General features: G+C 74.1%; 15 protein-coding genes and 2 pseudogenes. 13 read left to right on the top strand and 4 right to left on the bottom strand.

Annotation, left to right across the window (positions count from 1 at the left end; all coding sequences use genetic code 11):
• Window positions 1–152: 152 nt before the first annotated feature.
• Together IE109_RS13495 and IE109_RS33130 are read left to right on the top strand one after the other, a co-directional pair.
• Window positions 153–1,496 (top strand): annotated as a pseudogene (locus tag IE109_RS13495) (extracellular catalytic domain type 1 short-chain-length polyhydroxyalkanoate depolymerase); the annotation flags it as partial.
• A pseudogene (locus IE109_RS33130) lies at window positions 1,494–2,812 on the top strand (3-hydroxybutyrate oligomer hydrolase family protein). The pseudogenes IE109_RS13495 and IE109_RS33130, both read left to right, overlap by 3 nt.
• 119 nt (window positions 2,813–2,931) lie before the next feature.
• On the opposite strand, the gene IE109_RS13505 reads toward IE109_RS33130, so the two are convergent.
• Window positions 2,932–3,882 carry a GNAT family N-acetyltransferase gene (locus IE109_RS13505; RefSeq protein WP_189551076.1) on the bottom strand — a complete coding sequence of 317 codons (951 nt, stop codon included), beginning with the start codon at window positions 3,880–3,882 and terminating at the stop codon, window positions 2,932–2,934.
• A gap of 172 nt (window positions 3,883–4,054) precedes the next feature.
• Here IE109_RS13505 and IE109_RS13510 point away from each other — a divergent pair, with 172 nt between their 5' ends.
• The 4 genes from IE109_RS13510 (at window position 4,055) to IE109_RS13525 (ending at window position 7,903) form a co-directional block, all read left to right on the top strand.
• Window positions 4,055–4,711 carry an HAD family acid phosphatase gene (locus IE109_RS13510; protein WP_189551077.1) on the top strand — a complete coding sequence of 219 codons (657 nt, stop codon included), beginning with the start codon at window positions 4,055–4,057 and terminating at the stop codon, window positions 4,709–4,711.
• Window positions 4,712–4,806: 95 nt separating this feature from the next.
• Window positions 4,807–5,688: a YhjD/YihY/BrkB family envelope integrity protein gene (locus IE109_RS13515; protein WP_229890984.1), complete on the top strand. Its 882-nt coding sequence runs from the start codon at window positions 4,807–4,809 to the stop codon at window positions 5,686–5,688.
• Window positions 5,689–5,828: 140 nt separating this feature from the next.
• Complete coding sequence (locus tag IE109_RS13520; RefSeq protein WP_189551078.1) at window positions 5,829–6,632, top strand: VOC family protein; 804 nt, start codon at window positions 5,829–5,831, stop codon at window positions 6,630–6,632.
• Complete coding sequence (locus tag IE109_RS13525) at window positions 6,632–7,903, top strand: cation:proton antiporter (RefSeq protein ID WP_189551079.1); 1,272 nt, start codon at window positions 6,632–6,634, stop codon at window positions 7,901–7,903. Before IE109_RS13520 ends, IE109_RS13525 begins: the two co-directional genes overlap by 1 nt.
• Before the next feature lie 34 nt (window positions 7,904–7,937).
• Here IE109_RS13525 and IE109_RS13530 read toward each other — a convergent pair whose 3' ends face one another.
• Both IE109_RS13530 and IE109_RS13535 read right to left on the bottom strand, forming a co-directional pair.
• Window positions 7,938–8,816 (bottom strand): hypothetical protein, encoded by an 879-nt coding sequence (locus IE109_RS13530; protein ID WP_189551080.1) that lies wholly within the window; start codon window positions 8,814–8,816, stop codon window positions 7,938–7,940.
• A 156-nt stretch (window positions 8,817–8,972) separates the two neighbouring features.
• Window positions 8,973–9,992 (bottom strand): NAD-dependent epimerase/dehydratase family protein, encoded by a 1,020-nt coding sequence (locus IE109_RS13535; RefSeq protein WP_373297700.1) that lies wholly within the window; start codon window positions 9,990–9,992, stop codon window positions 8,973–8,975.
• Window positions 9,993–10,191: 199 nt separating this feature from the next.
• Here IE109_RS13535 and IE109_RS13540 point away from each other — a divergent pair, with 199 nt between their 5' ends.
• Window positions 10,192–10,986, top strand: coding sequence for an SDR family NAD(P)-dependent oxidoreductase (locus IE109_RS13540; RefSeq protein ID WP_189551082.1), 795 nt, complete (start codon window positions 10,192–10,194; stop codon window positions 10,984–10,986).
• 210 nt (window positions 10,987–11,196) lie between these two features.
• On the top strand, window positions 11,197–12,636 hold the full coding sequence (locus IE109_RS13545) for a PP2C family protein-serine/threonine phosphatase (RefSeq protein ID WP_189551083.1): 1,440 nt from the start codon (window positions 11,197–11,199) through the stop codon (window positions 12,634–12,636).
• Window positions 12,637–12,909: 273 nt separating this feature from the next.
• On the opposite strand, the gene IE109_RS13550 is transcribed toward IE109_RS13545, so the two are convergent.
• Window positions 12,910–14,403 (bottom strand): DNA-binding protein NsdB, encoded by a 1,494-nt coding sequence (locus IE109_RS13550; RefSeq protein ID WP_189551084.1) that lies wholly within the window; start codon window positions 14,401–14,403, stop codon window positions 12,910–12,912.
• 234 nt (window positions 14,404–14,637) lie between these two features.
• Between IE109_RS13550 and IE109_RS13555 the strand changes: the two genes are divergently transcribed.
• The 5 genes from IE109_RS13555 (at window position 14,638) to IE109_RS13575 (ending at window position 21,305) form a co-directional block, all read left to right on the top strand.
• Window positions 14,638–15,759, top strand: coding sequence for an aminoglycoside phosphotransferase family protein (locus tag IE109_RS13555; RefSeq protein ID WP_189551085.1), 1,122 nt, complete (start codon window positions 14,638–14,640; stop codon window positions 15,757–15,759).
• 494 nt (window positions 15,760–16,253) lie between these two features.
• The gene (locus IE109_RS13560; RefSeq protein WP_189551086.1) at window positions 16,254–16,433 is read left to right on the top strand and encodes a hypothetical protein; all 180 of its coding nucleotides are present in this window, start codon (window positions 16,254–16,256) and stop codon (window positions 16,431–16,433) included.
• A 512-nt stretch (window positions 16,434–16,945) separates the two neighbouring features.
• Window positions 16,946–17,230 (top strand): GlsB/YeaQ/YmgE family stress response membrane protein, encoded by a 285-nt coding sequence (locus tag IE109_RS13565; protein ID WP_189551087.1) that lies wholly within the window; start codon window positions 16,946–16,948, stop codon window positions 17,228–17,230.
• A 145-nt stretch (window positions 17,231–17,375) separates the two neighbouring features.
• Window positions 17,376–19,130 carry a PP2C family protein-serine/threonine phosphatase gene (locus IE109_RS13570; RefSeq protein ID WP_189551088.1) on the top strand — a complete coding sequence of 585 codons (1,755 nt, stop codon included), beginning with the start codon at window positions 17,376–17,378 and terminating at the stop codon, window positions 19,128–19,130.
• 267 nt (window positions 19,131–19,397) lie between these two features.
• A complete protein-coding gene (locus IE109_RS13575) occupies window positions 19,398–21,305 on the top strand; it encodes an N-acetylmuramoyl-L-alanine amidase (RefSeq protein WP_189551295.1) in 1,908 nt (635 codons plus the stop codon).
• The last annotated feature ends 23 nt before the right edge of the window (window positions 21,306–21,328 follow it).

A 21,328-nucleotide genomic window follows, 5' to 3' on the forward strand; every position in this document is an offset into this window, starting at 1 on the left:
GCCCGTCCTGGGCCCCCTCCCCGCTGCGGCGGCTGCTCACCACGCTGACCGTCCTGGTCCTCGCGGCCGGCGCCGCCCTGACCGGCCCCCCGCCCGCCGTCCACGCCGCACCGGCGGCCCCGGAAGCCCCTGCCGCCCCTGCCGCCGTGGCCCTGACCCGGGTCACCGCGTTCGGGGCCAATCCCGGCGCGCTCGGCATGTACGTGTACCGGCCGGCTTCGCTGCCCGCCGCGCCGCCCGTGGTGGTCGCGCTGCACGGCTGCACCCAGAGCGCGCAGGTCTACGCGGACAACTCCGGTCTCGCGCGGTTCGCCGACCGGCACGGTTTCCTGCTGGTGCTGGCCGAGCAGAGCACGGCGAACAACCTCAACAAGTGCTTCAACTGGTTCGGGACGGCCGACAACCGCCGGGGCCAGGGCGAGGCGGCGTCCATCCCCCAGATGGTCGCGCACGCCGTGGACGCCTACGGGGCGGACGCGCGGCGGGTCCATGTGACCGGCCTGTCCGCCGGGGGCGCGATGACCTCGGTGATGCTCGCGGCCTACCCGGACGTCTTCGCCTCGGGCGCCGTGGTCGCCGGTCTGCCCTACGACTGCGCGCGGGACACCTCCGCGGCGTACCGGTGCATGAACCCGGGTGTGGATCTCACCCCTGCCCAGTGGGCGCAGCGTGTGCGTGACGCCCATCCGTCGTGGACGGGGCCGTGGCCCAGGGTGGCGATCTGGCAGGGCGACCGGGACACCACGGTGGTGCCGCGCAACGCCGACGAGCTGCGTGACCAGTGGACGGCGGTGCACGGCCTGTCGCAGACCCCGACCCGTGCGTCCGTCATCGGCCCGAACGCCACCCGGCGGGAGCAGTACGCCGCCCCGGACGGCTCGGTCGCCGTCGAGGTCGCCGAGGTGCCGGGCATGGGGCACGGGACCCCCGTCGACCCCGGGACGGGGCCCGAGCAGTGCGGCGCGGCGGCGGCGTACTTCCTCGACACCATCTGTTCCAGCCACTGGATCGTGGAGTTCTTCGGCCTGGCCGGCGCCGGCGGTCCGCCCGGCTCCCTGCCGGCACCGACCGGTCTGACGGCCACCGGGGCCACCGACAGGACGATCACCCTGTCCTGGTCGGCCGTCGCCGGCGCCACCGGCTACACGCTGTACCGCGACGGAGCACCGGTGGCGACCCCCGCCGCTCCCCCGTTCACCGACACGGGCCTGTCACCCGGCACCACCCACGCCTACGCGGTGGCCGCCCGGGACGGGGACGGCCGGCCCGGCGCGCCGTCCGGCACCCTGACCGCACGGACCACGGGCGACTCATCCGCCGCCTGCTGGACGGGCAACAACCACCAGCACGTCCGGGCGGGACGCGCGACGACGAGCGGCGGGCAGACGTACGCCAGGGGCTCGAACCAGGCCATGGGGCTGTACAACACGTTTGTCACACACACGCTGCGGGAAGCGCCCGCCGGATACTTCACACTCGCCGACGACGGCTGCGTGGCGACAGCGACCGCGGCCGGTGTCGCACCCGCAGCCGCAGCCGCGACCGCGACCGTGACGATCCGGGCCGGGAGCGCCGGCTGCCCCGGCCCGCTGCGCGTACCGGGCGCCGCCCGTCAGCGTGTGGCCTGCCTGGACGAGCTGACCACGGCCGGCACCGTCGCCTCCGGCCACACCGACCCGGCCGACTGGGCCGGCCTGACCCCCAGGGACCTGCCCACGCCCAGCGGCGTGCCGGGCGTCCAGATCGACGGCTACTTCCCCGACACCTCCACCACCAACACCAACCACGGCTGGCGGCACGACGCGCAGTTCGTCATCCGGCTGCCCGACCGGTGGAACGGCGGGCTGGTCGTCTCCGGCACCCCGGGCAACCGCGAGCAGTACGCCAACGACCGGGCCATCGGCGACTGGGTGGTCTCGCGCGGGTACGCGTTCGCCGCACCGACAAGGGCAACACGGGTACGTCCTTCCAGCAGGACGGGCGCCTGCCCGGCGACGCCGTCGCCGAGTGGAACTCCCGTCTGACGCAGTTGACGCGCGCGGCCCGCGCGGTGGTGGCCCAGCGCTACCACCGGCCGCCGGCGCGCACCCTCGCGACCGGCATGTCCAACGGCGGCTACCTGGTGCGCTGGCAGCTGGAGAACCATCCGGAGCTGTACGACGGCGGGGTGGACTGGGAGGGCACCCTGTGGCGGGCCGACGGCCCCCACCTGTTCACCTTCCTGCCTCCCGCCCTGCGGCACTACCCGGTCCACGCGGCGGGCGGCCCGGCCGCCGGCGCGGCCCGGGACGCGATGCACGCCGCCGGCTACCCGGCCGGCTCCGAGTTCCTGTGGCCGTACCACCACGCGTACTACTGGGGGCTGACCCAGCGCGTGTACCGGGAGGAGCTGGACCCGGGGTACACGGGCGCGGACGCCGACTACGACTGGGCCGCCCGGCCCGAGGAGGTGCGTGCCGCCGTCGACCGCATCGCCCTGACGGGCCGGATCGGCAAGCCTCTGATCACCGTGCACGGCACGCTGGACGTGCTGCTGCCCATCGCCCGGGACTCGGACGTGTACGCCCGCATGGTGCGGGAGGCGGGGCGCGGCGGGCTGCACCGCTACTACCGCGTCGAGGGCGGTACCCACACCGACTCCCTGGTCGACGCGTTCCCGGACCGGCTCAGGCCGCTGGTGCCGTGCCACCGCTCGGCGTTCACGGCGCTGGAGGGGTGGATCGGGCGGGGCGAGCGTCCGCCGGCGAGCCGGACCGTGCCGCTCCCGGCGGGGGCCGGCGCGGCGGCGCTGCTGGCCGGCTGCCGGTTGTGACACCCCGGCGCCGCCCGGCCGCGACGGCGGCCACCCGGCGCTCCGGCGCCGGGTGGCCCCCCGGCGCCGGAGCGCGCCGTACCGGGCTGGGCCGGGCCGGGCGGTTCCGGGGCCCGGTGTCAGTGGCCGCTCACCGGGAGCGTGACCTCCCAGGTGTCCACGGCGTAGTGCGTCCGCATGCCGTGGGCCTCGTAGAGCCGCAGGGCGCCGGTCTCGTTGAGGGTGTCCACGCCGAGCCCGAGCTTGTCGCGGCCCAGGGCGGCGTAGACGCCGAAGGCGTGGCGCAGCAGGTGGCCGCCGAGGCCCCGGCCCCGGGCGGCCTTGACGACGCCGAGGTTGCGCACCCAGCCCATGCCGGCGCGGTCGTTGCGCGACAGCAGCACGGCGGCGTCGCCGGTGTCCCGCGTGGAGGCGACCCAGACGAGCGACCAGTCCAGCCGGGCGGCGTCGATGTCCTCGAGCCACTGCTCGTAGGTCCGCGGCTGGTGGTCGAAATGCTCGGCGAAGGTCTCCTCGACCAGGGCGTGGGCGCGCCGCCGGTCCGCCTCGTCCGTGCAGGCGCGCAGGGTCACCCCGGCCGGGGGCTCGGGCAGCGGCTCCTGGTGCGGCGTCAGGTCGCGGACCATGACCTGGTACCGCCGTACGGTGTGCCAGCCGCGCCGGACGAGGATGCCGGTGTCGGTGGTGGGCCGCTGGTTGAGATGGAGGTGGACCACCGCCCGCGTGGCGCCGTTGTCGCGTGCCATCCGGCGGCACCGTTCCCCGGCCAGCTCCAGCAGCCGCTCACCGGCGGCCTGGTGGTCGGGCAGGACGTAGTGGTCGATGTCGACGCGCTCGCCGCCCGAGTCGCTCCACACCAGCGCGTACGCGACCAGCCGGCCCTCGGCGAAGGCCAGCCACGAGTCCTGGGCGAGGTCCACCTCGGAGTGCGTCAGGTCGGCCTCGACGGTGTGCAGATCGGTCTCGGGCGCGCCGATCTCGATCGTGTCGATGGTGTTGAGCAGCTCGCAGATCTGCGGCGCGTCATCGGTCCGGGCAGCCCGGACGGTCGGTATGGGTCCCGTCTGCATCCGGCCACTGTCGGGGCCCGGCGGCCCGGCGCGCAAACCGTTTTCGTGTCCGTACCCCGGGTCGCGAACCAATCGCTACCGACCAGTAGAGGGAACGCCTCCTTCCGTCCATCATGGAGCGCGAGCATGCCAACGCATCAACCGCTCCCCACCCCACAGGAGTTGATCCCCCGTGCACGCAGCTCGATGGAGAACACGAGTGGCGCTCACCGCGGCCGCGCTCGCCCTCACCACGGCCACCACCGCCGCGACCACCACCACGGCCACCGCCGCCCCGCCGGCCGCTCCCGCCGGCCACGTCGCCACCACCACTGGCGACGCCCGGCTCGCCGGCGTCGACTACGCCACCTGGCAGCGTGATGTGGCCGCCGCCCTCGGCCAGGCGCGTCCCTACATCGAGCAGCGCACCTCGTCCGCCCAGGGCCGGAAGCTGGCCCTGGTCCTCGACATCGACAACACCTCGCTGGAAACGGACTTCCACCCCTTCTGGGAGTACCCGACCCCCGCCGTCCGCCCCGTCCTCGACCTGGTCCGCTACGCGGACTCGCGCGGTGTCGACGTCTTCTTCGTCACCGCCCGGCCGGGCATCCTGCACGCGCCCACCACGTACAACCTCCGCGCCGTCGGCTACCCCGTCGACGGCCTGTACGTGCGCGACCTGCCGGACCTGTTCGACGAGGTCAGCCGGTACAAGACGGACAAGCGCGCGGAGATAGAGGCCAAGGGCTACACGATCATCGCCAACATCGGCAACCGGCCCACCGACCTGACCGGCGGGCACGCCGAGAAGACGTTCAAGCTGCCCGACTACGACGGCGAGCTGTCCTAGCCGGAACGCGCGGGGGGCGCGGGCGGAGGCGTCCATTCGGGGCCTCCCCCGCGCCCATCCGCACCCGGCACGCGGCTGACGGGTATGCGAGGTGCATGTCCGACAAGTCTCCCGGGGCCGAGGGCCGGGCCCCCGCGTGGTGGATCGGCCGGCTGCACGGCGCCTTCCACCGCTCGGCCGCCGGGCGCGGCTGGCGGACGGGCACCGACCTGGAGCTGATGCACCGCTCGATGGGGTTCGCCGCCCTCGGGCTGCTCACCCTGGTGCCGCTGCTGATCGTGATCGCGGCGGCCGATCCGGCGGGCGGCACCGGATTCGCCCAGTGGCTCTCCGACGGACTCGGGGTCTCCAAGGGCTCGACGGACGAGGTCGAGCGGCTGTTCGCACCACCGGGCGCGGCGCTGGAATCGACCACCGGGTTCGGTATCGCCGCACTGGCGGTGTTCGGCCTGACGTTCGGCGGTGTGGTGCAGACGGGCTACGAGAAGGTGTGGGAGCTGCCCGCCGCCCGCTGGCACACCATGTGGCGCCACGGCGTATGGCTCGCCCTGCTCATCGGCTACCTCCTGCTGTCGGCCGACGTCGCCTCCCTCCCCGCGACCGGCGCCGACCTGGTCTGGCGCGTCGCGCTCGCCTTCGTCAGCGCGGTGCTGTTCTTCTGGTGGTCGCAGCGGCTGCTGCTCGGCGGGCGCCTGCCCTGGCGCGCGCTGCTGCCGGGCGCCGTGGCGACCGTCATCGGCCTGGCGGGGCTGCGGGTCTTCTCGCGTTTGGTCTTCTCCCCGCTGATCGCGTCCAACGCGGTGACCTACGGTCCGGTGGGCACCATGCTCGTGGTCCAGTCGTGGCTCGTCGGTGTCGGCTTCGTGGTGTTCGGCGGGGCTCTCGTGGGCCGGCTGACGTACGAGGAGCGCTGGCATCTGGCCCGTGTCATACGCCGCTGGGGCGACCGGTTGCGCCTGCCGCGACGGCGCGGCTGAGCTGCGGCGGGAGGAAAAGGGCCATCCCCCGCGAAGAGTGCGAGGATGGACACTCGGGCAGAGGCAGAAGAGACAGCAGGGGACGACAGGGACACCTGCGGCACATCCACACCCATGGTGACACCGGGATGGTTTTGCACATGAACAGGAAGCTCACAGCCACCGCGGCGTCCGGAGTGACGTCCAGCGGTTCCGTCTTCGGTGCCCCCTGCTGGGTCAGCCTGATGACCCGCGACCTGCGCGCGGCCCAGGACTTCTACGGAGCGGCGCTGGGGTGGGAGTTCCGCCCGGCGCGGCTCGGCCAGGAGTTCAGCGTCGCCCTCGACGAGGGCAATCCCGTCGCCGGAATAGGAGCGCTGGCCACCGCCCTCCAGGTGGCCGTCGCCTGGACCCCGTACTTCGCCGTGCAGGACGCCGACCAGACCGCGGCCCGCATCCGGGAGCGCAGCGGCACGGTCGCCGTCGGGCCGGTCGGCTTCGTCGTCGGCCGCGGAGCCCTCGCGGCCGACCGCGACGGCGCCGTCTTCGGCATCTGGGAGGGCCAGCTGCTCTCCGGGTGGGAGACCTGGCGCGCCGACGCGCCCGCCTGGCTGCGGCTGCGGACCCGGGACGCCTTCGAGGCCGCGATCTTCTACGGGGAGGTCTTCGACTGGGCCTGCGGCCGGCCGGGGTGCTGCGACGTGGAGTACGAGGGCGACGAGGTCGTGCTGCGCAGCGCCGGCCACGTGGTCGCCCGGCTCGGCTCCGGGGCGCTGGAAGCCGCCCCCGACCCGGCGATCCGCCCCCGGTGGGAGGTCCACTTCCCGGTGCGGGACGTCGACGCCCGCGTGGCCGCGGCACGGCGCCACGGCGGCACGGTGATCCAGCACGAACCGGGCGTTCACGCGACCCTGCGTGACCCGGACGGGGGTTTGTTCACGCTCACCACGCGCATCAGTGCTTAATGACCTTCTCCGATCTGGTGTACGCCGGTCTCGGCGTCGGGGCGCTCGCGGCGGCCGTCCTGCCCCGCGTGGTGTTCCGCCGCCCCTTCTCCATGCCCATGGTCTTCCTGGCCGCCGGGATCGCCGTCCAGCTGCTGCCGCTGCCGGTTCCCGTGGTCGACCCGCTGGCGGACCGGCTGTGGGTGGAGCACGTCACCGAGGTCTGCGTGATCGTCTCGCTGATGGGCGCCGGGCTGGCCATCAACCGGCCGCCGGGGCTCCGCGCCTGGGCGGGCACCTGGCGGCTGCTGGGCGTCACGATGCCGCTGACGGTCCTCGCGGTGACCGTGCTGGCGTGGGCGCTGCTGGACTGGCCGCCCGCCGTCGCCCTGCTGCTCGGTGCCGTGCTGGCGCCGACCGACCCGGTGCTGGCGGCGGAGGTGCGGGTGGGTGAGCCGACCGACGCGGAGGAGGACGAGGACGAGGTGCGCTTCACGCTCACCAGCGAGGCGGGCCTCAACGACGGGCTCGCCTTCCCGTTCGTCCTGGCGGCGGTCGCGCTGGCCGCCGCCGCGGGGACCGGCTGGTCGGCCGGGTGGATCGGCGGCTGGGCCCTGTCCGACGCGCTCGGCAAGGTGGCGATCGGCGTGGTCGCGGGCGTGGCGGTGGGCAAGCTGCTGGGCTGGATGTTCTTCCGCGCCAGGGCGCAGGCACTGCGGCTGTCGGAGCACATGGAGGGCTTCGTGGCCCTGGGGGCCACCCTGCTGTCGTACGGGATCACCGAGCTGCTGCACGGCTACGGCTTCCTGGCGGTGTTCGTCGCCGCCTGCACGCTGCGGGCCGCCGAGCGCAGCCACGGGTACCACAAGGTGCTGCACGAGTTCACCGAGCAGATCGAGCGGCTGCTCACCGCCTTCCTGCTGTTCCTGCTCGGCATGTACGTCGCCGGCGGCGGTCTCGCGGACCTGACCTGGCAGGCGGCGGCCGTCTCCGTGCTGCTCATCCTGGTGATCCGCCCGGTGACCGGCTGGCTGGCGCAGCTCGGCTCGGCCGCCGGCCCGCGCGAGCGGATCGTGGCGGCGGCGTTCGGGCTGCGGGGCATAGGGTCGCTGTACTACCTGGCGTACGCCCTGGGGGAGGACGACTTCGGCGGACTGGCGCGTCAGCTGTGGGCCGCCGTGGCCTTCACGGTCGTCGCGTCCGTGGTCCTGCACGGGATCACCGCGACCCCGGTGATCAGCCGTCTCGACCGGCTGCGCCGTACGGCGGCGCCGGGCGCCCCGCCGCCCTGAGGGCCACCGCCGCCCGCCGTCTCCCGGCTCGCCGCTACACCGGGAAGCGCTCCAGCAGGGCCTGCCGCTGGAGGTCCTCGCGCTCCAGGACCTCGGCCAGGATCTCGGTGTCGCGGCTGCTGCTGATCGCGTCCCGCACCAGGGCCGCCAGCGCGTCCGGCGGGATCGCCTCGGCCTGGGTGGTGGACGTGCCGGGGAAGGAGCGCCGGTCGCTGGCCTTCACGGGGGCCGTCGGCAGGCGGAACTCGGCGATCTGCCGCTCGGTGACGGCCAGCCGGTCGAACTGCACCAGCACGTCGGGGGCGTCCAGCGCGGCGAAGGCGGTGACGTCCTCCGCGAGGGCGGAGAACAGGTGCAGCCCGCTCGGGTCCCAGTCACCGACGACCAGGATGCGTACGGAAGTGTGACCGCCCCCGGCCGCCCGCTGGGCGGCGGCCCGCTTGCCGGACAGCCCCGTGGCCGACGTGTACACCGGCACGCCCCATGGGTCCGTCACGGTGGCCAGCTGCGGCACCAGGCCGGGGGTGTCGCACCACACCTCCAGCCTGGCGTCCTGGCCCGCCTGCCGGTCCAGCCGGAAGCCCCGCACCGCGTCGAGCTGCGCCCGGCGGAAGCCGTCCGCGCCGTCGTAGGCGACGGGCTCCACGGCGGCGTCCGTGCCGTCCCCGATGGCCAGCCACGAGATGCGGCCGGACCGGCGGGCCATGCCGAGCAGGTCGACGAGCCGCTTGTATGTCCGCTCCTGCCGGACGAGCACACCCTCGGAGACGGCCGCATACCAGATCTGGCGGATGGTCAGGGGGAGTTGCGCGGCGTACCTGCCCAGGATGAACTCCACGGCGGCCAGCAGCTCCTGGGTCGCGGGGCGTGGTTGCCAGTCGGGTTGATAGCCGCGAGGACGCCTGTCCGGCACCGTTGCCCCCTTCACCGGGTGGGTGGACGGGCCGGGACGTCTGGACGTCCTGCCCCTGTCTGTCGAATCTGCCCACTGGGAAGGACGTCTGCACCTGGGGGCGGAACCCGTCGCGCCGGCCGGCCCGCCCCGAACCGGCCTACCGCCTCGCGCCGGTCAGCTCGCCCTGCGGCCCGTGAGGGGGGCGGTGTCCATGCCGGCGCCCTGCCGCATCCCCTCCAGCATCTCCTCGATCGCCTCCAGGGAGGTGCGCCGGGGGCTCCAGCCCAGCTCCTCGCGGGCGCGCGCGCAGTCCAGCATCGGAACGCGCAGCACCGCGTCGAACAGCTGGGGGGACGCGGGGATCAGACGCAGCCCCCACCCGGCGGCCAGGGCCGCGCGGATGGCCGGCCGGGGCAGGCGTACGACCCGGGCGTCGAGGATTTCGGCGAGCCCGCGGGCGTCGAGGGCCGGTTCGGCGGCGAGGTTGAACGAGCCCCGGACGTCCTTCATGACGGCGAGCCGGTAGGCCTCGGCGGCGTCATCGGTGTGCAGGGCCTGAAAACGCAGACCCGGGATGTCCGGTACGACCGGGATCGTCCGGGGCCCGGCCAGCCGGCCCGGCATGAACCGGCCCGCGAAGATGCGCCGCTGCTCGCTCCCCGACTCCTCCTTGAACAGGAAGGCGGGCCTCATCCGCACGACCCGCACCCCCGGGTTGCGGGCCTCGAAGCCGTCCAGCACCCGCTCCAGGTAGGCCTTCTCCCGGGTGTACGCGGCCCCCGGCCAGCCGTGTGTGGGCCATGACTCGTCGACCCCCCGGTCCTTCGGCCCCGGCGAGTACGCGCCGACCGACGAGGCGTGGATCAGTGCGGGCACACCCGCGGAGGCGACGTCCCGGTACACCTGGAGGCTGCCGAGGACGTTGGTGCGCCAGGTGGCGACCGGATCGTGCGTGGGCTGGAACGCCCAGGCCAGGTGGATCACGGCGTCGGCGCCTTCGAAGTGCCTGACCAGGTCGTTCTCCTCGCGCAGGTCCACCGTGGCCCAGTCGGTCTTGGGCGGCGACCAGCCGGGCAGCCTGCGGGCCAGGCCCAGTACGGACGAGATCTGCGGGCCCTTCGCGAGGGCCGCCACCACACTGGTCCCGACATTTCCGGTGGCCCCAGTGACGACGACCCGCTTGCCGGCGTTCATGTTCACGGCTCCTGTCCTCGACGGCGACGGCTCTGCCTTGGTTCCGGCCCGGTACCCCGCGCCGGAGGACCGGGTACCCGTTGGGGGGCGGTCCATGGTCTGCCCCGCACCGGTAACCGGTACGTACCGGGCATGGCGGACCGGGCGCGGGGGCACGATGGCACGCGGGGGACGGCACACGAGAAGGGAAACCGGGCGGATGCACGTGGACCTCACCGGCAGGACGGCACTGGTCACCGGTTCGACGCAGGGCATCGGAGCGGCGATCGCCACCGGGCTGGCGCGCGCGGGCGCGACGGTGGCCGTCAACGGACGCACCCCGGACGGTGTCGCCGCCGCCGTGAAGCGGCTGCGGGCGGAGGTGCCCGACGCCGAGGTGGTCCCGGTGGCGGCGGACGTCGCCTCCGAGGAGGGCGCCGCGCTGGCCGTGGAGCTGCTGCCCCACGTGGACGTCCTCGTCAACAACCTGGGCATCTTCGAGTCCCGGCCCGCCCTGGAGATCACGGACGAGGAGTGGCGGCGGTACTTCGAGGTGAACGTGCTCGCGGCCGTCCGGCTCACCCGCGCGTACCTGCCTAGCATGACGGCCCGCGGCTGGGGCCGGGTGCAGTACATCGCCAGTGACTCGGCCGTGGTGACCCCGGCCGAGATGATCCACTACGGCATGTCGAAGACGGCCCTGCTGGCGGTGAACCGCGGCTTCGCCAAGGAGGCCGCCGGCACGGGCGTCACCGTCAACGCCGTCATCGCCGGACCCACTCGTACGGGTGGGGTGGAGGACTTCGTGTACGAGCTGGTCGACCGGGACCTGCCGTGGGAGGAGGCGCAGCGCGTGTTCATGCGCAGACACCGGCCCCAGTCCCTGCTCCAGCGGCTCATCGAGCCGGAGGAGATCGCTCACATGGTGGTCTACCTCAGCTCGCCCCAGGCGTCCGCGACGACCGGTGGGGCGGTCCGGGTCGACGGCGGTTACGTGGACTCGATCCTGCCGTGACCGGCGGGTCTCCGCACCCGCCCCGGCCCGGGGACGCCGGTGGCGATCCGGTCCGCGCGGCCGGCCCCACCGGGCCCTTGGCATATGCCGGAAGCACCACCGTATCGAGTGTTGCCAAACCCCTTACAGGCACTCTCCGCCTGTGCAACAGTCGTAACCGGTCCTCAGTTTCAGACCCTGGCCGCGCTCGCGCCCGTATCGGAGTACGACATGCCGTCCCATCTGTTCGCGGACCGTCCCGCCCCACAGCCGCCCGAGCGCGGCACGCTGGACGCCCTGATCTCGCAGACCCGCAGGCTGCGCGGAGACGTCGATGCCGTGCGCCGGGACGCCGTGGTGGACGAGGACGACCCCCAGGGCCGCTGGCAGCGCGCGCTGTGCGACCTGGCCGTCCACCAACTGGACGACCTGGGCGCACAGTTGGGTCAGCTCAAGGAGGGCGTGCCCGACGGCCCCGAACAGCCCGCTGAGCCGTTCGGCCCCGGCGCGGACGAGGCGGCACCCGCGGACCCGCCGCCCACCGGTTCCCTGCTCAGCCGGGTCGGCAGCGCGGAGTGGAACCTCCTCACCGACGAGGTGAGCTGGTCGGACGAGCTGTACGACATCTTCGGCCGCTCCTCCGAGGCCGGCCCGCTGACCCTCGACGAGCTGCCCTCCATGGTGTTCGCCGAGGACCAGGCGCTGCTGACCGCGATGGTGACGGGGTGCCTGATCGACGGCAAGCCCATCGACGGGGAGTTCCGGATCGTCCGGACGGACGGCCGGGTGCGCACGCTCCACATGATGGGCGAGCCCGTGCTCGACGTGGACGGGTGCACGGCCTCGATGTGGGCGGTGCTGCGGGACGTCAGCGAACTGCGCCGCAGCGAGCGGGCCGTGCGCGAGTCGCGTGACTCGTTGCAGCGCCGCCGGCACATCGAGCGGGCCGAGCACCGGATGGCGGTGGAGCTGCAGGAGGCGGTGCTGCCGCCATGGCGCGGGTCCGCCGGGCTGCCGCACAACGGGCCCGCGGGGCTGGATCTGGCCGCGCGGTACCTGCCGTCCGCGTCCAGCGCGACGATCGGCGGCGACTGGTACGACGCGCTGGAACTCCCGGACGGCGACGCCCTGCTGACCGTGGGCGACCTGACGGGCCACGGCGTCTCCGCGACGTCGACCATGGCGATGCTGCTGGGCGCCCTGCGGGGCCTGGCGGTCGCCGGAATCCGGCCCGGCCCGCTGATGGCACACCTCAACCAGGTGCTGGACACCTCGTCGCAGCCCGCGCTGGGCAGCGCGATCTGCTGCCGCTACGAGCCGACGAGCCGGACGCTCACCTGGGCGCAGGCGGGGCACCCCGCCCCGTTGCTGTTCCGCGACGGGACGGGGCACACGCTGACCCGCCCGGAGGGCGCCCTGCTCGGGGCGACGTCCGGGGCGGCGTACGAACAGGCCGAGATCGGGCTGCGGCCCGGTGACCTGCTGGTGCTGCACACGGACGGGCTGACGCGCGGCCCCGGCAGGGACAAGCTGCTGGAGCTCGCACCCCGGTTCGCCCGGGCCCGCGACGCGCGCGAGTGTGTGCGGTCGGTGGTGGAGGAGTTCGGTGGCGCGGCTCGTGAGAACGACGCCTGTGTGATGGTCGCCAGGGTGACCGGCGGCCGGTCGTGAGTGGTGGCCCGGGCACGTCATGCCGTTACGGCACGGCAGGGTGCGTGGGCGTGGTCGGGAGTTCGCGGTGGTCGGGGCGCGGTGGCCCGGCCTGTGGGACGGGTGGCCCATCGCCGTGGGTGAGTGTGGTGCCGGACGCCGGGGCCGGTCGACGGACGTCACCGACGTCCTGACCCGCCCGGTCCCGCCGGTGCCGGTCGTTCCGGCGTGGCGGTTCTCCGTGGTGGTTCGGCGGTGGATCGGCGGTGATCCTTCGGGCGTGCTCCGGGGCGGTCAGGCCCGGGTGCGCCGGGGCCTCTTCGCCGCGGCCTTGGGCATGGCCAGCTGGATCTCCTCGCGCAGGTCCTCGATCTTCGTGTAACCCGCGTAGTGCCCGGTGAGCCGGTACATCTCCCGCAGCCGGTCCCAGGTGCGCTGGGACGAGGTCTCGCCCATCGACATCAGGGCGAGCCTGGCGTAGCGGTCCGCCTGCTCGGGGTCGTCGGCGATGAAGCACGCCGACGCCATGGAGAGGTAGTCGAAGATCTTCGAACGCTGCCGGCCGTCGTTGCGCAGCGCCAGCGCCTTCTGGGCGAAGTACTGGGCCTGCTTCGCCGCGGCGGGCTCATGCTCGGCCAGCGTCCGGTAGGCGAGCGCCTGCATGCCGTACAGGTCCTCGCTCCGGAAGGTCTGCATCCAGCTCGGCAGGGGCACGTCGGACTTGTCCGAGACGAACAGTTCCTCGGCCTCGCCCAGGGTGCGGCGCATGGCCTGGCCGCGTCCCATGGACGCCTGCGCCCACGCCTCGATGGTGTGCAGCATGGCCTGCGTACGCGGCAGGATCTCCTCGCCCGAGCCGGACCGGGCGAGCTTCATCAGGTCCAGGGCCTCGTCGGGCCGGCCGAGGTGCACCATCTGGCGGGCGGCGCGGGACAGCGCCTCGCCGGCGCGCGGCCGGTCGCCGCCCTCGCGCGCCGCGTGGGCGGCGATGACGAAGTACTTCTGGGCGGTGGGTTCCAGGCCCACGTCGTGGGACATCCAGCCCGCCAGGACGGCGAGGTTGGCGGCCACACCCCAGAGCCTGCGCTGGAGGTGGTCGGGGTGGCGGTAGGCGAGCATGCCGCCCACTTCGTTCAGCTGGCCGACGACGGCCTTCCGCTGGAGCCCGCCGCCACGCGCGGCGTCCCAGGCGCGGAACACTTCGACCGAGCGTTCCAGCGCTTCGATCTCCTGCGACCCGATGGGGGCGGCCTCGTAGCGGTCGAACCCGGCCGGATCGGCGTGCAGGGGACTGTCGTGCCGGGGGGCGTCGGCGGTGGGGGAGGGATCGGTGTGGAGCCAGTCGTACATGGCGCTGGTGAGTGCGGAGCCTGCGGCGAGCGCGGCGCCCGCGCCCACCAAGCCGCGTCGGTTGAGCATGAGGTCCATTCCCGTGAATTCGGTGAGGACCGCAGCCGTACGCTCGGGCGCCCAGGGCAGCCCGTCAGGGTTGTCGGTGTTCCTGACGTCCCGCCGTTTCCCGGCGCGCCCGTGTCGTACGAACCCGAGGTCCTCGATGGTCACGACACGGCCGAGTCGCTCGGTGAACAGTGCTGCCAGCACCCGGGGTACCGGATCGCGCGGGGTCTCCCCCATGTCGATCCAGCGCCGGACCCGCGAGGTGTCGGTCGCCAGCTGGGGGTGGCCCATGGCCGCCGCCTGCCGGTTCACCAGTCTCGCGAGTTCGCCCTTGGACCAGCCGGCCAGGCCGAACAGGTCCGCAAGTCGGGTGTTGGGTTCTCCGGTCACGTCAAGCCCCCAGGTTCTCGGCTGAGTTGACACTAACCCGCTGTCATAGGGCTGACGACTATTCGCCAGGGTTCGCCAGGGTGCGCCAGATGGTGTGCCACCCGCGCCCGGGTGTCAGGTAGGAAAGCGCCACCCCGCCCCGGCAACCGGCCCTCATTCCCCAGGGTGTCGACCGGAGGCCGGGACGGGGCAGCGTACGCAAATCGTCGGCACACGAAGGGGTCTGTCTCGCCCATGTACACAGCATCGTCCTCCGTGTCCGCCCCGCCCCGGCCGCAGCAGCGCACCGTCCCGGCCGGCGGCGGCCCGTACCTGGATCCTTCCCAGGCGGGCCGGACCCGGCGCTGGGCAGGGGCGGTGGCCGGACCGCTCAGCGGGAGAATCGACTTGTCCGGCACCCAGGGCGCGCAGTTGCGGAAGGTGATCGCGTCGGTGCACCGGATCTGCCCGGAGTTCAACCCGGTGCAGGTGATGCGGCGCAGCGGCCGCTCGGTCCTGCTCGTCGGGACCACCGGACGCGCCACCGCGGTCGCCAAGTGTTTACTGGACCACTCCCCCGCGTGGGTCGAGCGGTTCCGTCATGAGATCGCGGCCTACCGCACCTTCGTGCGCCATCGCCCCCCGGTCCGGGCGCCGCGGCTGATCGCCGCCGATCCGGACAACTGCGCGCTGGTGATCGAGCGGATGCCCGGGCGGGCCGCGGCGCTCACGCGCCACCCCCGGGAGGCCCCGCCGCGCACCGACCTGCGGGCCGCGCTCGGCGCGGTCACCCGGCTCAACGCCTGGCGGCCACCGGCCGGGACGTTCGACGCCCCGCTCGACTACGGCTCCCGGATCTCCCGCTACCACGAGCTGGGCCTGTTCACCGACCGGGACCGCGACGACCTGCAGAAGCTGCTGCACGGTCTGGCGCACGCGGGCGGGCGGCAGGGCATGGGCCAGTTCTGCCACGGCGACGCGCTGCTGTCCAACATCCTGCTCTCGCCGGCCGGACCCGTACTGGTCGACTGGGAGCACGCCGGCTGGTACCTGCCGGGATACGACCTGGCGACGCTGTGGGCCGTGCTGGGCGACGCGCCCGCGGCCAGGCGCCACATCAGCCAGCTCGCCCAGCGCGAGGGGCCTGCGGCGCGGGACGCGTTCCTGGTGAACCTGATGCTCGTGCTGACGCGGGAGATCCGTACCTACGAGACCGCCGTGCAGCGGACGATACGCGAGGCGCCACCCGCCGGTTCGGTGCCGACCGCTCCCGGCGCGGTGTCCACCGGCGAGGAACAGCGGCTGCTGCTGCGGCGGCTGCACGATGACTGCGCGCTGGCACGGCGGGCCGTGCGCGCCGCGGTCGGCACGCGCTGACCGGCGGCGAGGGGGAAGCGCGCCGGGTGGCGGGTGCCGACACACCGGCCACCCGGCGCGCTGCCGTACGTTCCGGCGCGCGGGCCTGACGCGGGGCACGGCTCCGGTCGCCGGGCGGACGGTGCCCCGGGCAGCCTCGGCGCGGCACGGCTCGGCGGGCCGGGAGGCCCACCGCTCGGCGGCGCGCGGGCGGCGGGGCGGGGCGGCCCCTGTTCCGGCTCTCCGCGGTGCCGGCTCCGTGGGGCGACGCCGTCGCACCGCTCGCCCCACTGGACGGGGCAGTCGCGTTCGCGCTCTCCGGCACCACGGTTCGACTGATTTCGGCCACACCCCTACCGGTGATGGCCAGTTCGGGTGCATGCTGTGGCCGCGGCGCTCGTACCCCCGACGGGTCGCCGTATCGGCTCCGCCCCGCTCAGCCGCGTGGGCGGAGCCGCGCCGCCTCCCGGCTCCCCACGGGAGGCCAGGCGCGTGCCCGAGCGACTGGAGGCCCGATGTACGACGATCACCACGCCCGGTCCCTTCCCCTCTCCGACGGATCCACCCGCGCCCCGGCGGGCGCGGCGACCGAGATGTCCCTGGCGGACGAGGAACTGCTCAAGCGCTACCCGGCCGTCCGGGGAGTGGCCGAACGCTGGATCGCGCTCAGGCGGGAAGCGGGGACCCCGGGCTGACGGCGCCGGGGCCCTCGATCCCCCGCGCCGCGGGCCCCGTTCCGCAGCCCGTGTCGCCGTGCCGGCGTGAGCGTGAACCGGGCGGAGGCACCCGGTGCGAGGGTGACCGGCTTGGGCCGGACCGACAACCGCTCACGGAGGGCTGGTACGCGGACGGGCGCGCGGAGCGGCGTGCGGACCCGTGGGCCGGCTCCCGCGGGGCTTCCGCCGTATGGGTGGCTTCATCGGCGGTTCTCTTCTCTCGGCTGTCCGGCGTGACCGGTGGGGCCGGCCGCTTCTGTCGGTGTTGCCGGTGGGAAGCGCGGCGAGCGCGCCGACCGGCGCGCCCGTTCCGGGACTTACGGCCCGTCCGTTCCGGGGCCTACGGCCCGTCCGCACCGGGTCGTCCGCCCCCGGACCGCCGCTGAACCGGAACGGCGGCCACCGCGGGCGTTTACCGCCACCGGGCCGGGCAAAGCGGTGTGATGTCCCGCCGCGTGGCGGAACGTGCGGAAAGCTACGGGAGGTCGAGAATGGGAATCATCGCGTGGATCATCATCGGGCTGCTGGCCGGTGCGATCGCCAAGGCGCTGATGCCGGGACGTGACCCGGGCGGCATTCTGGTGACCATGCTGATCGGCATCGTGGGCGGTCTGCTCGGCGGCTTCCTGGGCAAGGTCATCTTCGGTGTCGACTCGATCGACGGCTTCTTCGACCTGTCGACCTGGATCGCCGCGATCATCGGTTCTGTGATCGTGCTCGCCCTCTACCGGGTCATCGCCGGCCGGGGGCACCGGGGTCACGGGGTGCACGCCTGACCCCGTCCGGAACGTGCTCCGGGGGCCGTGGGTCCCCGGTCGGCACAGGAAGTACGAGGAGAGAGGGCGCCACGATGTACCTTCCCGGCAGCGAACACGCCCGGGCCGCTGGAGCGGCTGCCGGTACGGGGACCGTGGCGCCCTCGTGACGCGCTCGCACACCGCCGACGTGGCGTCGCTGAAGGCGTACATCGAACGCGAGATCGCGACGCTGCGGGCGGAGGTGCGCCGCCGGGCCGAGACGGCCGGGGTGGCGAAGCCCTCCCCCGGCAGGTCCACCGGCGAGGTCGGCAAGGCGTCGCCGGAGGCCGGCGACGCCCGGACGGGCCAGTGCCGGTGCCGGCAGGGGTTCTGGTCCCCGCACACCCGCTGGGACGCGGGCGGGCAGCACGACCCGTGGACGTGCCTGTGCGCCACGCTGCCGGCCATCCCGGTGTCGGCCGCGCTGCTGTCCCCGGTGCGGGACGACTCCGGTGGGATCACCGACTTCGTCATCCGTGCCGGCAATCACATCCGCTCCGCCGAATGGCTGGTCCCGCCGGACCAGCAGGTCGGCCAGCGGTTCTTCGCGGAGGCCCGCCCGGGGGCCGCGGCCGGCGGGCTGCTGGCCGCGCTCAAGGACGTCCTGGCTGACGGCCTGGCCCTCAACGGCATGGTCGTGGACTACACCGAGGAGCGTTACGGCAGGCTGCGCCGCGTCCAGCTGGTGCACTACGCGTCGTCGTGCGGCGACCAGGTGCTCACCACCTGGCGCCCGGTGCGCAGCCAGGCGGAGCTCCTCACCATCGACGCCCAGCACCTGGCCTCCATGGGGTGGGGGCGCTGGGACCTGCTGTCCGGCTCGGTGACATGGTCGGAGGGGCTTCAGCGGATCTTCCGTACGGACCCGGCGCTGCCGTGGTCGCTGCTGGAGCTGTGTGACGCGCTGGTGACGGAGGACGTGGGGCCGTTCGGCGAGTTCATCGTGTCGGTGCTGGCCGGTGAGGAACCGGCGTGGACGCGGATCCGGTTCCTGGTCCTGGGCGAGGTCCGGACGGTCGACCTGCTGGGCCGCCCGGTGGCGGGCACGGACGGCCGGCCGTGGGCGTTGCAGATCGTGGCCCGTGACCTCACTCCCCAGATGCGCAGCCGCCGCAGGCTGGTGGAGAAGCAGGTGGAGGCCGAGCAGTTGCGGCAGCAGGCCGCGGCGGAGCGGCATGTCGCGTCGGCGCTGCGGGAGGCGCTGCTGCCGACGTACTCGGAGGGCCTGGCGGAACTGGGTCTGGACGTGGCGGCCGCCTATCTGCCCGCCGAGCCGGACGCGGCGGTGGGCGGCGACTGGTACAAGTGCCGGCCGCTGGCGGACGGCCGGGCGCTGATCGCGATCGGGGACGCCAGCGGGCACGGCCTGGAGGCGGTCGCCCGGATGGCCCAGCAGCGCCACGCCACGGCGGGGCTCGCCCAGACGGGGGCGTGTGCCGGGGAGGTCACCACCTGGCTGAACGAGCTGGTGTGCAGCGACCCCTCGTCGGCGACGGCCACGATGTCGGTCGGCCACGTCGGCGCCGACCGGGTCTTCCGGTGGACCTGCGCCGGCCACCCGGCGCCGTTGCTGCTGCGCGAGGGGCGTGCGTACACGCTGCCGATCGAGCACCGGGGACCGCTGCTGGGGGCGCTGCCGGGGCACCGGTACGAGACGGCGGAGTTCCAGCTGGAGCGGGGCGACGTGCTGCTGCTGTACACCGACGGGGTGGTCGAGCGGCGCGGGCAGGACATCACCGAGGGCATCGCGGCGCTGACGGGTCTCCTCGCGGCGAGCAGCGGACTGCCGCCCCGGCGCATCGTGGACCGCCTCACGGAGGAGTACGAGCGCGGCGTCCATGACGACGACGCCTGTCTGCTCGCCGTCCAGGTGGACTGAGGGGCCGCTCGCCCCCGCACGACGAGGCGCCGGCGCGTACGGGCCGGTGACATCACGCAGGCCGGCGTGGAACCGGCGGGAAACCCCTCCTCCGGCTCCACGGAACGTCTTTTCCGGTGTGCGCGGGCGTGATTGACGGACGGTCCGGCAGCCGCTACGCCTGTACGGGTCGCCGCTTTCCGCCCACCCCTGGAGGCCGCCGTGCCCCGCTCGGTCCGTCGACACGTACGCCACGCCGGGCGCGCTCGGGCAGCGGGAGTGGTGGCCTTGTCCGCCGCGCTGCTGCTGACGCCGGTCCCGGCGGCCCCGTCCGCGACGGCCGTCCGGCCGCCCGGGCCCGGGGGCCTGCAGCGCGACTTCGCGTCCGCCGCCGACGAGTACGGGGTGCCGCGGAGCGTGCTGCTCGCGGTGTCGTACCTGCAGTCCCGCTGGGACGGGCACGGTGGCGCGCCCAGCGTCACCGGGGGGTACGGCCCGATGCACCTCACCGACGCGCGGACCGCGCTGGCCTCCGCCCCGCACCACTCGCACGGCGCCGAGGACCCGCGCGGTGACTCCTCGCGCCCGGCGAAGCGCGTGGCGCACGCCGTGGTGCCCGCGCCGTCCGCGCTCCCCGCCCGGCTGCGGACCCTGGAGCGGGCGGCCCGGCTGTCGGGCATCTCCCCCGAGCGGCTGCGCACCGGCGCCGCCGCGAACATCCGCGGGGGCGCGGCCCTGCTGGCGGCCGTTCAGCGGGAACTCGGCCACCCGGCGAGCGCCGACCCCGGCGACTGGTACGGCGCGGTGGCGCGGTACTCGGGCGCCGACGACACGGCGACGGCCACGACGTACGCGAACGACGTGTACGACGTCATCCGGTCGGGTGCGCGCCGGGTGACGGACGGCGGGCAGGTGGTGGACCTGCCCGCGGACCCGGGTGTCGTCCCGGAGACCGGGCAGGCCGCCGGGCTGGGGCTGCGGACGGCCGTGTCGGCCGGGACCGAGTGCCCGAGGACGGTGGCCTGCGAGTGGATCCCGGCGCCTTACGAGGAGTTCGGCGAGGGCGACTACGGCAACCACGACAAGGCGGAGCGGCCCGTGTCCCCGTCGGTCGACCACATCGTCATCCATGACACCGAGGCGACCTGGGACGTCACACTGAAGCTGGTGCAGGACCCGGAGTACGTGTCGTGGCACTACTCGCTGCGCTCGTCCGACGGGCACATCGCCCAGCACGTTCCGCTGAAGGACGTCGGGTGGCACGCGGGCAACTGGTACGTCAACGCCAAGTCGGTGGGTCTGGAGCACGAGGGCTTCCTGGTGGCGCCGGACGCCTGGTACACGGAGGCGATGTACCGCACGTCCGCGCGGCTGGTGCGGTACCTGGCGAAGAGGTACGGCGTCCCGCTGGACCGGCAGCACATCCTGGGCCACGACAACGTGCCCGGCCCGACCGCCGCCTCGGTCCGCGGTATGCACACCGATCCGGGGCCGTACTGGGACTGGGCGCACTACTTCGAGCTGCTGGGGCGGCCCTTCACGCCGACCGCCGGGCCGCACGCCGCCGTGGTGACGATCCGCCCGCGCTACGGCGCCCACCGGCCGCTCTACACCGGCTGCGCGAAGCCCGGCGAGGCGTGCCCGCCGCACGGCAGCGGCGCCGTCCGGCTGCACACGGAGCCCGCCGAGGACGCGCCGCTGGTGCGGGACGCCGGGCTCCGGCCGGGTGGCGGCGACTCGACCACCGGAGTCGACGACACCGGCGCGCGGGCGTCCACGGGCCAGAAGTACGCGGTGGCGGAGCGGCGCGGGTCGTGGACGGCGATCTGGTACCTGGGCCAGAAGGCCTGGTTCCACGACCCGCGCACCCAGCCGGTGGCCGTGGGGTCGCGCGGCCGGGTGGTGACGCCGAGGGAGGGGCTGGTGGACGTCCCGGTCTACGGCCGGGCCTATCCCGAGGTCTCCGCCTACCCGGCGGACGTGCCGGTCCAGGCGCTCTCGCCGTTGCCGTACAGGCTCCCGGCGGGCCAGCGCTACGTGGTGGGCGACCGGGTGCCGGGCGAGTACTACTACGCCCCGTCCTTCGACACCTCGGGGCACCGGCTGGTGCGGGGGCGGGAGACCTACTACGAGATCCAGTTCGGGCACCGGGTGGCCTTCGTGAAGGCGTCGGACGTCGTCGTTTCCCGGCGGTGACGGGCAGCGGCGACCCGCCTCAT

Source organism: Streptomyces lavendofoliae (assembly GCF_014649735.1).
GTDB classification, from domain to species: domain Bacteria; phylum Actinomycetota; class Actinomycetes; order Streptomycetales; family Streptomycetaceae; genus Streptomyces; species Streptomyces lavendofoliae.

Excerpts from the sequence above, each read along its gene's own strand:
- IE109_RS13505 (WP_189551076.1), bottom strand. The coding sequence starts at position 3,882 with ATGCAGACGGGACCCATACCGACCGTCCGGGCTGCCCGGACCGATGAC.
- IE109_RS13515 (WP_229890984.1), top strand. The coding sequence starts at position 4,807 with ATGTCCGACAAGTCTCCCGGGGCCGAGGGCCGGGCCCCCGCGTGGTGG.
- IE109_RS13520 (WP_189551078.1), top strand. The coding sequence starts at position 5,829 with ATGAACAGGAAGCTCACAGCCACCGCGGCGTCCGGAGTGACGTCCAGC.
- IE109_RS13525 (WP_189551079.1), top strand. The coding sequence starts at position 6,632 with ATGACCTTCTCCGATCTGGTGTACGCCGGTCTCGGCGTCGGGGCGCTC.
- IE109_RS13535 (WP_373297700.1), bottom strand. The coding sequence starts at position 9,992 with ATGAACGCCGGCAAGCGGGTCGTCGTCACTGGGGCCACCGGAAATGTC.
- IE109_RS13540 (WP_189551082.1), top strand. The coding sequence starts at position 10,192 with ATGCACGTGGACCTCACCGGCAGGACGGCACTGGTCACCGGTTCGACG.
- IE109_RS13545 (WP_189551083.1), top strand. The coding sequence starts at position 11,197 with ATGCCGTCCCATCTGTTCGCGGACCGTCCCGCCCCACAGCCGCCCGAG.
- IE109_RS13555 (WP_189551085.1), top strand. The coding sequence starts at position 14,638 with ATGTACACAGCATCGTCCTCCGTGTCCGCCCCGCCCCGGCCGCAGCAG.
- IE109_RS13560 (WP_189551086.1), top strand. The coding sequence starts at position 16,254 with ATGTACGACGATCACCACGCCCGGTCCCTTCCCCTCTCCGACGGATCC.
- IE109_RS13565 (WP_189551087.1), top strand. The coding sequence starts at position 16,946 with ATGGGAATCATCGCGTGGATCATCATCGGGCTGCTGGCCGGTGCGATC.